This window comes from Chryseobacterium hilariae (assembly GCF_051400735.1).
Lineage (GTDB): Bacteria > Bacteroidota > Bacteroidia > Flavobacteriales > Weeksellaceae > Chryseobacterium.
This window is the reverse complement of record NZ_JBLFFJ010000003.1, coordinates 1-11,278: the sequence shown is the minus strand read 5'-3', so window position 1 is coordinate 11,278 and position 11,278 is coordinate 1. Positions and strand designations below refer to the sequence as shown.

At 34.1% G+C, this 11,278-nt stretch carries 11 protein-coding genes; 8 read left to right on the top strand and 3 right to left on the bottom strand.

Features of this window, described 5'->3' with window-relative positions; translation table 11 throughout:
- Nucleotides 1–6 precede the first annotated feature (6 nt).
- The 7 genes from ACMGDK_RS09535 (at nt 7) to ACMGDK_RS09505 (ending at nt 5,708) form a co-directional block, all read left to right on the top strand.
- Nucleotides 7–726, top strand: coding sequence for a hypothetical protein (locus ACMGDK_RS09535; protein WP_436807730.1), 720 nt, complete (start codon nt 7–9; stop codon nt 724–726).
- Between the two features lie 231 nt (nt 727–957).
- On the top strand, nt 958–1,533 hold the full coding sequence (locus ACMGDK_RS09530) for a hypothetical protein (RefSeq protein WP_436807729.1): 576 nt from the start codon (nt 958–960) through the stop codon (nt 1,531–1,533).
- 216 nt (nt 1,534–1,749) lie between these two features.
- Nucleotides 1,750–2,388 (top strand): hypothetical protein, encoded by a 639-nt coding sequence (locus ACMGDK_RS09525; RefSeq protein ID WP_436807728.1) that lies wholly within the window; start codon nt 1,750–1,752, stop codon nt 2,386–2,388.
- Between the two features lie 185 nt (nt 2,389–2,573).
- The gene (locus ACMGDK_RS09520) at nt 2,574–3,245 is read left to right on the top strand and encodes a hypothetical protein (protein WP_436807727.1); all 672 of its coding nucleotides are present in this window, start codon (nt 2,574–2,576) and stop codon (nt 3,243–3,245) included.
- A gap of 316 nt (nt 3,246–3,561) precedes the next feature.
- Nucleotides 3,562–4,137, top strand: coding sequence for a hypothetical protein (locus ACMGDK_RS09515; protein WP_436807726.1), 576 nt, complete (start codon nt 3,562–3,564; stop codon nt 4,135–4,137).
- A gap of 382 nt (nt 4,138–4,519) precedes the next feature.
- Nucleotides 4,520–4,780: a SemiSWEET family transporter gene (locus tag ACMGDK_RS09510; RefSeq protein ID WP_436807725.1), complete on the top strand. Its 261-nt coding sequence runs from the start codon at nt 4,520–4,522 to the stop codon at nt 4,778–4,780.
- Between the two features lie 382 nt (nt 4,781–5,162).
- The gene (locus ACMGDK_RS09505; protein ID WP_436807724.1) at nt 5,163–5,708 is read left to right on the top strand and encodes a YciE/YciF ferroxidase family protein; all 546 of its coding nucleotides are present in this window, start codon (nt 5,163–5,165) and stop codon (nt 5,706–5,708) included.
- Nucleotides 5,709–6,273: 565 nt separating this feature from the next.
- Here ACMGDK_RS09505 and ACMGDK_RS09500 read toward each other — a convergent pair.
- From ACMGDK_RS09500 to ACMGDK_RS09490, 3 genes are all read right to left on the bottom strand, one after another.
- Nucleotides 6,274–7,299, bottom strand: coding sequence for a terpene synthase family protein (locus ACMGDK_RS09500; RefSeq protein WP_436807723.1), 1,026 nt, complete (start codon nt 7,297–7,299; stop codon nt 6,274–6,276).
- Nucleotides 7,300–7,456: 157 nt separating this feature from the next.
- Nucleotides 7,457–8,479 carry a terpene synthase family protein gene (locus ACMGDK_RS09495; protein WP_436807722.1) on the bottom strand — a complete coding sequence of 341 codons (1,023 nt, stop codon included), beginning with the start codon at nt 8,477–8,479 and terminating at the stop codon, nt 7,457–7,459.
- Nucleotides 8,480–8,622: 143 nt separating this feature from the next.
- Nucleotides 8,623–9,639, bottom strand: a complete 1,017-nt coding sequence (locus tag ACMGDK_RS09490; protein ID WP_436807721.1) for a terpene synthase family protein — start codon at nt 9,637–9,639, stop codon at nt 8,623–8,625.
- A 698-nt stretch (nt 9,640–10,337) separates the two neighbouring features.
- On the opposite strand from ACMGDK_RS09490, the gene ACMGDK_RS09485 reads away from it, so the two are divergent.
- Complete coding sequence (locus ACMGDK_RS09485; RefSeq protein WP_436807720.1) at nt 10,338–10,931, top strand: Crp/Fnr family transcriptional regulator; 594 nt, start codon at nt 10,338–10,340, stop codon at nt 10,929–10,931.
- Nucleotides 10,932–11,278 lie beyond the last annotated feature (347 nt).

Below are 11,278 nucleotides of genomic sequence, written 5' to 3'. Positions count from 1 at the left end.
AAGATTATGAAAAAAATATTAATTTTATTGATTATTACTAAATTTAATCTTATGTATACACAAAAGAGCAAAGACATACCCTACGATATAATTTCAATTGAGGAATCTTTAAAATATGATGTTCAAAATATGAAAGAGTATGGGTACTCACAGTATAATGCTAGTACAGCTCTTTATATTGACGAAAATAGAATTTTATTTGTTCCTAATTTACATGATGGGAGTTGTTTAATAACATCAAAAGCTGAAGGCGAAAAGATGTTTACAAATAATTCGTTTCCTTTATTAGCAGAAAATGATACTGCTTATTTTAGATTTAAAAATTGGATGAACAAGGACGAATTCAATAGAAAAAATATTGATGATATACTAGCTGACATAGGTTTAATTTATAAAGCTGATACATTCTATAATGACGCCGAGAAATTGTCTAAGACTTTATCCGAGGATGATAGAAAAAAGCTTTTAATTGCAATGTTGTACATCATGGGGGAAGATCTAAGAAAACTTTGTCCAGATGCAAAATGGTCTTTTGAAACCAGATATTATTTTCAGCCATTTGATGAACCGATTTTATATTATGAAGATCACTCTTTTTCTTTTATTGATCTAAACATCTTACTGGACAGAAAACTTCTTGGAGATAAGAAAATAACATTTAAAAATATCTATAAGAAAGTCGAAGATGGCTATGCCAAACAAAAGTGGCAATGGAGTAACCATTAGCGTTAAAAAATTCAGGCACTTAAAATTGACAAAAGCAGGAAAACCTGCTTTTGTTTTTTGCAGTCAAAAAATTGGTTTGACTTGAATTCTAAGTGTACGTGTAACATGAAAGTATCAGACGGATCATATCAAAATCTTTCGTTTAGTGGATTTTCCATCCATAATTTATTGAATGAACCATGTATTTTATAAAAAATCACATCAACTAAAATATTTATAATAAGTAATACCATGAAAATAGTACTGTCTAAATTCCTAACGTTTTTCAGTTTAATTTTATACGGACAAAATGATATGGATGAACAATTAAAGAAGTTGTTTTTAGATTTAGATTTAACTTCAAATCCTCAGGTTATGGTTAGCAAATCATCTCTAAAATTTGAACATATTGTTAGACAGGGAATAAATTGGGGAAATGCAGGAGGTAATACAACTAATTTTATTACTAAAGTCGCTAAAAATCCTTTCATTGAGTCCCATATAAAGGATGGACAAATTAGTATTATTCAAAAAGCTGATGAGGTTAAGTCTGGCACTTTTTCAATTAATGAACAACTTTGGTTTGACAATTATGAGGATTTGATGCAGGAGTATCGCAAAATCTGTTCATTGTTTGAAAAATTTGGAACTAAAGTAAAAAACAAGATTGTAGAGGATGAAAATTTTGAAATTAAACATGAAATAACCGAAATCTTTATGGAGAAGGATTCCGAAAAAGTTACATTGACAATTGCTTACCATTTACCACCAAAAGAAATGGGAGAAAAGGAATATTTCCTAGCAATCATTTATACCAAATTTCAATAATTCTGCTATTGATAATCCCTTAAGATTTGTTTCAAAGGACTTTTTATTTTTTGATTTGATATGAATTAATCAGTAGAGTTATAGTGTCTATAATCGCCCTGTTCGCTAAGGTAAGATTGAAAAAATGATATAAAGGAAGATAGGTACCTTAGCATTAGAGTCTTTTTGCAGTGTGCACTAGACTATTTTATTCGCAATTTTATAATTTAATGTAATATGGTACAGCCGAATTTTACAATCGTTGAAACAAACTATAATCTTAATGATTTTGAAGCAATAAGAAAAGATCTACAGAATTTTGAATTTTTTAGGCAAAATCTAAGTACACATAAAACCTGTACTAAGCATAAGGAGAAAAATGAATTTAGGGTGATGGCCAGAGATAATAAGAAATTCTTTTTAAGTTTTGACAAAGAGGATCGTGCTTTAGCATTCTTAAATTCTACGGAAACCAATGACTATGGATTATTGGAAACAGATTATCAGGAGGAATTAGAAAAAATAACACCTGAAAATATTGACACAAAATCTGCTGAAATTTTAAATCGTTATATCATGAAATTTAAATTGAGGGTGGATTATAATCCGGGGGAGAGTGATTTTTCCGTAATAAATGAACGGGTTAGAAAGACAATCTGGGACAAAGAAAATCGTTTTCTGCTTAATTTTTATATGATGGAAGTTACTAAAAGGAAATTTAACTATTCTAACTGGACATTTGAGGTGATAAATACATTTAATCCCTTTTCCATCCCACAATATATTGGAAAGGATGGTAAAGCTCAAAGTTATTACCGTTTGTTAGAGCCAAAGTCAAGGAAGCATTTTGATTTAAAAATGTACTTAGGAGTTTAGATATTTAGTGACAAAAGCGCAATAAGTATAGTGCTTATGACAAGTCAATACAGAATGATTTCTGAAGAAATGCAGTTGAGATTTGTCCAGGGATGGATGAACAGCCTAACCAGTACAACTTTTCTAAAATAATATAGATTATGAAAAATGTTTTATTTATCATATTAATCTTAAAATTTAATACAATGATGAGCCAAAATAAAGTAACGCTTTTAACGAAAGACGAGGAGGCTAAGTTTGATTTTAATACATTAAAATTTTATAAGATGTCGCCCTATAATGAAAGCATTGCATATTTTATTGATGCTGATAATTTGCTTGTCCAGCCCAACGTTCCGGCGGCGGAATATTCTCTGATACTTAGAACCTCCGATTTTGATCGTAATATTTTCCCTTTACTTCCGGAGAATGATACGCCTTACTATAGATTAAAGGATGTTATGAACAAGGAAGGGTTCACCAAAGAAAATATGATAAAAATTTTGCAAGAATTTAATTTCAATTATGAAAAAGGATCTTTTTATAATGACGCAGAGCAGTTTGTTACAGGGCTTTCTAAAGATGATAAAATGAAATTTTTTGGGCCGGTACTTTATTTTATTGGTGAAGATTTACGTGAGCTTTGTCCAAATGCAGAATGGCAATTTAATACTATTTATTATTTTAAACCCTTTGCTGAAGCAAGCCTTTATTATGAAAAACGTAATTTTTCATTTTATGATCTAAACCTGTTACTGGAGGATAAACTCATTATGAAAAAAAAGATATCCTTTAAGCAAATCTATCAGAAGATTGAAAAAAAGTTTATGAAGGAGAAAGAACTGTGGTGGGATTTTGGAAATGTTAAAGGTGATTGATAACGGTATTGATACTGGTGATTATTGCTTATGTTATTAAAGTGGTTACTTCCTATTGAGGTTCAGGGCCTGAAGATGGCGGTACTTTCGCCTAAATCTGAAAAGCAGGATTGACTTATCTAAAATGAATCATATCATGCAAAATGTACGTGTAGCATTTCGGAAATGTGAAAGGTGATTGATACACATTTCGTCTTGATGTGCACCGAAATTAATTTTTAGCTATATTTAAAAGATTTTTATTTCGCATAGCTTATTTATGCGCTGTGGATTGTAGCAGATCATCTAATTATTTCTGTACATAGCTAAACTTATAATGGATTTTTTCAATCATATCAAGACAGTAATCAGTATCATTCTTGGCTTAGGAATTGGTAGCCTCCTTAATGGAACTGTAAAGTTTGTTCAACATCCAGGCAGAACGAGACCTTATTGGGTGCACCTTTTATGTGTATTTTATATATTTCTACAGATGATTCATTTTTGGTGGTGGGAATATCATCTTCGGGAAGTAACTGTTTGGACCTTCACGGAATATGCTTTAATAATAACCTATATATTGCTCTACTTTACACTCTGTCAGCTGCTATATCCTACTGATGTAAAAGACTATGCTGACAGCTACAAAGAGTACTTTTTTTCCAGAAAGAAGTGGATATTCCTTGGACTGATTTTTATTTTCTGTATTGATATCCTTGATACGCTCGTTAAAGGAGTGGATTATTTGGAAAAATTAATGCCGATATACGGAGTAAAGATGATAAGTCATATTTCACTGTGCGGCGTAAGTGCATTTTCTAAAAGTAAAAGATCATTACTGTATGCTTCTGTTATTATCTATTTTATACTTTTTGAACTATACTTTATTGCTAGTAAATACTACATTGATTAAAAAAATTGGTAATACCTTAAATAAGACTTACTTATCCATTACGCCAATTCGGAACAGAGAATTCGTATTAATTGTTTAAATTTTTTTCAACCTCCATGTCGGGCATATTGTACGCGTCTGCTATCAACTTTGCGGAATGCAATATGCCTTCAACCTGTCGACAATATTGAGGATGAATGTTCTGAAAAAACTTCCACCTTTCTCACTAATAAAGTCTAAAAATATGCGTTTCAGAGGCTAAACTAACTGTTTCCAAACAGGTCTTCGTAAGTGGCAACGCGGCTTGCTCGATGAAAACCTAATTGCTTAAATATAATCCAGCGTGTTTAGCGATTAAAATGAGTTTATATTTTTAGTATATTGTATTAAATATTTAGCCATTATGAACAATCGATTTTATACTGTTTTAGGATGGATTGCCACTATTACAGCAATCGCTATGTATGTGTCATATATTCCGCAGATCAGCAATAACCTTAAAGGAGATAAAGGTGACTGGATACAACCTTTGGTTGCATCCATTAACTGTACATTCTGGCTGGTGTATGGCTTGCTTAGAAAACCAAAACGTGACTGGCCTGTTGCAATTGCGAATTTTCCGGGGATTGTCTTTGGGTTTACGGCATTTCTTACAGCGCTTTAATTCTAGAGTTTAGGATAGAAATAGAAAAGTAAATCCCCTCTATAATAGGCGTCAGCTTCACTAATTTCAAGCCTGAATCCAAGTTTGTTAGTACACTTTGCTGATGTGCTTGAAGTTTTGATATTGACATACTAGCTATGTTGTATACTTTCGTCTCGCTAAGCAAGAATTTATGATGTTCAGTATCTCAAGAATTTTAAGTTCATACTTTCCTTTTTCATGTTCAATAAGTTTCTGCAAATTAATTGACTGATCATTATTGATACTTTATTATGATAGTTTACAATATCGGTAGATATATTGTAAAATTTAAAACAATTTCTAAATCGAATGGTCTTATAATTGCAGTTTAAGAATTAGAACCAACATAAATATTAATATTATGGCAACCAAAACAACAGCAGACGCAAAAACTGAACCGAAAACTCCAGCTAAAAAAGGAGCAGCAAAAGATCTGAATGATTTATTTGAAGACTCACTTAAAGATATTTATTGGGCAGAGAAAGCCTTGGTGAAAGAGCTTCCGAAAATGCAAAAAAATGCCACGGATGTAAAGTTGAAATCGGCGATTGAAAAACATATTGCAGAAACCGAGGTACATGTCCAGAGATTGGAAGCTTGCTTTGAAGCATTAGGAAAAAAAGCACAAGCAAAAAAATGTGATGCCATGCAAGGGCTACTTGATGAAGGAAAAAGTATCATGGAGGAAACTGAGCCTGGTACTGTAAGAGATGCAGGTATAATTGCGGCAGCTCAAAAAGTTGAACATTATGAAATTGCAACATACGGAACATTAGCTGCCTTCGCAAAGGTTCTCAAAGAAGATGGGTGCCTTAAGAACCTCTTGGCCACACTTGAAGAGGAAAAGAAATGTGATGAGCTACTAACTCAGGTAGCAGACACCAATCTTAACAGCAAAGCTTTATAATAGAAATCCAAATAGAAAAAAAATGAGACCAAAGAGGTCTCATTTTTTTTGGGTACATACCGTGTTTCTTTATTTTTAATTGACTCGATCTCCAGAGCCATATTCTTGTGACCTCCATAATTCCATCATCCCAAAGATTTAAGAAAAAATGTACTAATAAGTTCTCATATTTTCGCAACACTTCATGACTGCTGCGATCAAATTCATTTCCTAAAAAATGGACAGGTAGTTAAGAATTACGGTTAAGAAATTTTAGAGATATTGACGAAAAAATGCAACATTTCATATTGGGCGATAAGATTGCTAAACTGGGCTCAAATGAGATTACTCATCAATGCACATTTGGTATGAGCCTCATTGCTCCTCTTTAAGAAAAAACATTCTTTGGGCAATCTTATCATTTTCACTTAAGTGCATTCTTCCCTCAGTCCCAAATACAAAAGAAAGGTCTTTTCATCCTGTCTTCGTAGAAAATGAATGTCATAATCTGAAATATCCGATCTTTTAGTTTGCATTATTTATGTCTTTGGTTATTTTGAATAGTGAATTGTAATCAAATAAACATTTAATCCTGGCGAATGTGCTTTACCTCAAAATCCAATGGTTTTTCACCTTGTACGCCGTATTTTGGAGTCGCAAAACCTTCAGGTGCATAACGTTTTGTTCCGGAGCTGTAATACCATTCGTTGAGGCCGGTAATCATCAGCTTTGCATGATAGACATAATCCTCCGCTTCTTTTTGATAAGGACCGAAGTCGGGAAGGCATTGGGAAATATCTTCCAGTTCAGCCACAAAATCATCGTGAATTGCCATTGCCTTTATAAGTGCATCTTCAAGAGAAAGGTGATGAGTATGATGAAGTAAAAGTATAATGTTAAAGTTTTCATTTTCGGTTGCCATTTCTTTTCTTATCGAGGCAAAATCATTTTGTATCCCTATAATAATGGAGTGGAGAAACAATACCCTTTGAATTGCCGGATGCTTGTGAATATGTTCCGGAAGTGCGAATCCAAGTGCCGGATCAATCATATTCCCATAAGCTAACTGACCTATGGAATGACTCCTAATTAACAGATAACGGGCTAATGTGGGATAGGTTTGGGTGAGTTTAAAATGAGTTTCTTCCATGATTCCATAAGTAACAAATTCCCAGAAACCTTTTGCCATTCTTTCAATCCAGAATTGAGGCATACCATTAGCGATCCATTCCTTTCTGGCAAGTTCCATCTGCCTGAACATCCCGATTTCGTCCGGACGGACACTATCACCCGTCATTACCTCAAAAGCACGGTCTCTAAGAGCTGCAACTTCTTCCAACGGCATAATTTCCACATAATCATCAAAGTAAGTTTCATACAACAGAAACCGGCATATAGGTATCAGAAGATCTGCATTGGTAGTTGTGGCCGACATATAAGGTGCCACCTTTATTATATTTTGATTGATATATCTTTTCACGCTCTCAGCTCCCATATAGGCATAATCTTCTTGTATCCATTGCTTTTCCATCTCATCAAAAGTAAACGTCAGCGGACTTGGAATATGTGGCCAAGGATATTTAGGAATCGGGATTTTAAGTTCTTCTTTCATAAATTTGATCTCTTATTTGGTATTGAAAATTAATTAATGATATTATATTTGGTTTAGTTTTTCTTTTAATTCTGCTGTATTTGGAAATTCCACATGTAATTTAGATATAGTATATGGTTTGTTATAATTATTTGATCCAAGAAATTTAATAGCATTTCTATTCTCTGGAGATATGTTTTACCTCAAAATTCAAAGGTATTGGGTCTTGCCCGTCAGGGGTTACTGCAAAACCATTCGGACTGTATCTCTGTGTTCCGCCTTCATAGTACCAGGAATTGCAGCCAGTTACCATCAGTTTCATATGATAGACATAATTCTCTACTTCTTTCTGATAAGGGTAGAAATCGGGTAGACATACAGATAAAGACTCCATTTCCTTTACAAATTCATCGTGTATTCTAAGCCCTTCTATACAAGCTACTTCAAATGATATGTTATGCTCATTTTGTAAGATAAATATGATATTGAATCTTTCTGATTCTATAGTCATTTCCTTTCTTATTGAGGCATAATCATTCTGAATGGCAATAATATTGGAAAGGAGCATTACCAGACGCTGAATAACAGGATGGTTATAGATGTCTACTGGTAATGCAAAACCTGTAGCCGGTTCTATCAGGTCGCCATACGTTACCATACCTATGGAATAGGCTCGGATCATAAGGTAGCGGGCAAGTGATGGATAAGTTTTGTTGAACTTAAAAGGGGTTTCCTCCATAATACCATACGTAATGAAACGGTGAAAATTGGTAGAAATCCGGTCGATCCAGAACTGAGGCATTCCGTTGGCTAGCCATTCTTTTCTTGCTGCTGCCATCTGGCGCAGTATACCCTTTTCTTCTGGGCGAGGATCTTCCCCGGTCATGACTTCAAAAATCCGGTCTCTGAAAACTTTCAATTCTTCCAGTGGCATGAGCTCAACATAATCATCAAAAGTAGTGACATAAACTGCAAATCTGCCAATGGGGCGGAAAATATCCCGGTCGGTTGTGGTAGGGGACATAAAAGCTCCTACCTGAACAATTCTTTGCTTTTTATATCTTTTTATAGATTCCGGGCTCATGAAATCATAATCAGTATCATACCAGCTGCTTTCTTCTTCATAAAAAGTCTCACTGATCGGGCTCTGAACTGTTGGCCAGGGATAAGTAGGTTTTGGAATGTGAATGATGTTTTTCATAATCAAGTTTTTTGGGTCTAAATTTTGTGTGTAATTCTTGTTGTTTTGGACATAAAACAATTAGTCTTTATCAATCCAATCGTTCTGTTCTTGATACAATGATTCTGTAAACGGTGCAACTTTATAAGATCAGGAATAGAGCGCTATCGCATCTGGTTCAACTTCTCTTTTAGCTCGCTCGCTTCCGGAAATTCCATGGCATTGTAGCGATCCAGTTTTGTAGATACATTTTTCCATCCACTAAGTACCATGCTCATATAATGAACCCAGTTGACCACTGCATCCTGCCATATTCCAAAATCAGGAAGAGAAGCCTGTAATTCTACAAATTCTTTCAAGTTTTCATTGTGAAGACGCAAATCCTCAAGACAGGCCTCCTTCAGGGACATCTGCCGTTCATGCTGAATCACTTTTACAATATTATAATAAATACTACCGGTTGCTTCATCTTTCAATACAGATTGTACTTCATTGAAAAAAGTAACCAGGCGGCATGCCAGTGTTTGTAAACGGATGATCACTGGATGGTCGTGGATCTCTTGTGGGAGTACGATTCCTGTTTCCAATTCTGTAAGCTGTAGAAAAGGATAAAGGCAGATGGAATTTTCACGCAAAGCAATACATTCGTTCACACTGGGATAAACTTTATTTTTCTTGTATCTTAACTCAGTTTCTAATCCAATAAAATACCTGCTGATCATTTGGGTGAAACGGGTTACTGATTCCTGCGGAATAAATTGCAACAGTTCTACTCTTAATGAAGCCATCATTGGGCCTAAGGGTATTCCCGAATCCTCAGCATTTACCTCTCCTCTCAGTATTGCAATTGATTGAGCATGTATAAATCCGATATCTTCAGGTTCACTTTCTTCATACAGATCATCATTGTACAGGGTCCATAGCATTAGTCTGCAGATTGGTTTAAACCGTTCGGGTGATGCTGTTGGAAACCATTGGGCAGCAATATGGGCTGTTTTGGTCTTTTTGTACTTTTTCCGAAGATCAGGGTTTTGCTTATAGAGCCATAGATACTCTCCATCGATCCATTGATTTTCAGTAATCTGCTGTAATTGTTCGGCATTGGGATTTTTTAATGTAGGGAACGGATACCTGAACTGCTTGCGAAGGAGTTCAAGGGTACTAAAATTTTCAGTGTTCATATTGTGATTATTATTGGTTTGGTTCACGCTAATTTACAACCGTATTGTATTATAATTGCATTTTATTTCACAAAAGATTGAAATTTAACAGTAATAATCCTTATAAGAACGTGACTTTCCTGTTGGAAAACCGCACAGAAAAAGCCTGGTGAGATCATCACCAACTACTCAATGACTGCTGACCTTCGCTCCGGGAAAATCCATTTTTACTATAAAGGTGATTTTTCAAGGCCGATTACCTTTTCCTTAAAAAAGAATTAAATCGAGGGATACACCATCTGGATATGGCTAGTTATTCTTCCCATTAGAAATATTACGGAATCCAGAACAGTGGTCGTAGCATGGTCTTCTTTAGTGCAAAGAAGTTTGAATTCCCTGATAGCAAGTTTTAAATATTATATTTCACTGCTAATGCTCAGTGACAAAGTTGACAATCTCATGATTCGCAAAAATATATAAATACCGATATAATTATACACGTATCAAGGAGGTAATCATAAAGTTTTTTCAGGTGTAGCTCGGTTAATCGATGCATAGACTTCAAATCGCGGGTACAACTTTGACATTAAATGTTGGTTATGAAGTGAACACATATGATATCTGGGCTGATTATGACGGGAATCATAAAAGAATATGATTGTAATTCTTAATTTTGGGAGTAATAGGAACTATGAGATCAATATGAAAATATAGTCAAGATGATGCCTATAACTGAGGATTTACTAATAAAATTTGGTGCGGAATTCGTTAATTATAAGAAAAACGAACCGCTGTTCAGTGAAAATTTGCCGGTATGCAAGTATTTCCAAATTTGCCGGGGATCTGTGAAGGTGATTAATTATAGGGATGGTAAAGAAATAATTCATGCTGTCTTATCAAAAGGTGACGCTGTTGGTGAAACATTTTTGTTTTGTACAGAGGCTTATTCAGTGGGAGCAATTGCATTAGAAGACTCCATTGTTTTACAGCTCGATAGATCAGTTTTCCATGAATTAATAAAACGATATCCTGACCTCTTAATAGCATTGTATAAGCAGTCTGCCCGACGACTGCATTATGCTTGTTTATTGCATAGTATTTGCTTTTCTAATCCCAGAAGTAGAATTTTAACAATCATAAATGATCTTAAAGCAGGCCAGCAAGGCAATAAAGAATACTCCTTTATAGTTCCATACACCCGACAGCAGATTGCATCTATGACATGCCTGCGAGTGGAAACGGTTGTAAGAACTATCAAACTGATGGAAAAAGAAAGCACATTAAAGATCATGAATGGAAAATTGCTTTATTAAATTTATTTTCCATCATTGTGTTTTCCAGGTTTCAAGAGGTGATAAATATGATATAAAGAAATTGACACGCCTAATTTTGCTGTAAGTAAAAGTAATTTCTAATACGAAGTAAACTTTGAAATTATTAAACAGTAAAGGCAGTTTTGTTATAAAATTTAAAAGTACACTGAAAGGTGTACTTTTTTATGTAAATAAAACATATCTCGAGATTAATAAGCTCAATTGCAAAAGATATTGATAATTAATGACTTATAATGCCATTTTCTAATGTAAATAAACTAACTTGCTAAAGTTCTCTATTCATGAACACTTTTTGAATGTTAATTAACGAAGAAATATTATACCAA

What these genes read in the sequence shown, in the direction of transcription:
- ACMGDK_RS09490 (WP_436807721.1), bottom strand. Translation starts at nt 9,639, where the DNA reads ATGAACACTGAAAATTTTAGTACCCTTGAACTCCTTCGCAAGCAGTTC.
- ACMGDK_RS09505 (WP_436807724.1), top strand. Translation starts at nt 5,163, where the DNA reads ATGGCAACCAAAACAACAGCAGACGCAAAAACTGAACCGAAAACTCCA.
- ACMGDK_RS09485 (WP_436807720.1), top strand. Translation starts at nt 10,338, where the DNA reads ATGATGCCTATAACTGAGGATTTACTAATAAAATTTGGTGCGGAATTC.
- ACMGDK_RS09500 (WP_436807723.1), bottom strand. Translation starts at nt 7,299, where the DNA reads ATGAAAGAAGAACTTAAAATCCCGATTCCTAAATATCCTTGGCCACAT.
- ACMGDK_RS09525 (WP_436807728.1), top strand. Translation starts at nt 1,750, where the DNA reads ATGGTACAGCCGAATTTTACAATCGTTGAAACAAACTATAATCTTAAT.
- ACMGDK_RS09510 (WP_436807725.1), top strand. Translation starts at nt 4,520, where the DNA reads ATGAACAATCGATTTTATACTGTTTTAGGATGGATTGCCACTATTACA.
- ACMGDK_RS09535 (WP_436807730.1), top strand. Translation starts at nt 7, where the DNA reads ATGAAAAAAATATTAATTTTATTGATTATTACTAAATTTAATCTTATG.
- ACMGDK_RS09515 (WP_436807726.1), top strand. Translation starts at nt 3,562, where the DNA reads ATGGATTTTTTCAATCATATCAAGACAGTAATCAGTATCATTCTTGGC.
- ACMGDK_RS09520 (WP_436807727.1), top strand. Translation starts at nt 2,574, where the DNA reads ATGATGAGCCAAAATAAAGTAACGCTTTTAACGAAAGACGAGGAGGCT.
- ACMGDK_RS09530 (WP_436807729.1), top strand. Translation starts at nt 958, where the DNA reads ATGAAAATAGTACTGTCTAAATTCCTAACGTTTTTCAGTTTAATTTTA.
- ACMGDK_RS09495 (WP_436807722.1), bottom strand. Translation starts at nt 8,479, where the DNA reads ATGAAAAACATCATTCACATTCCAAAACCTACTTATCCCTGGCCAACA.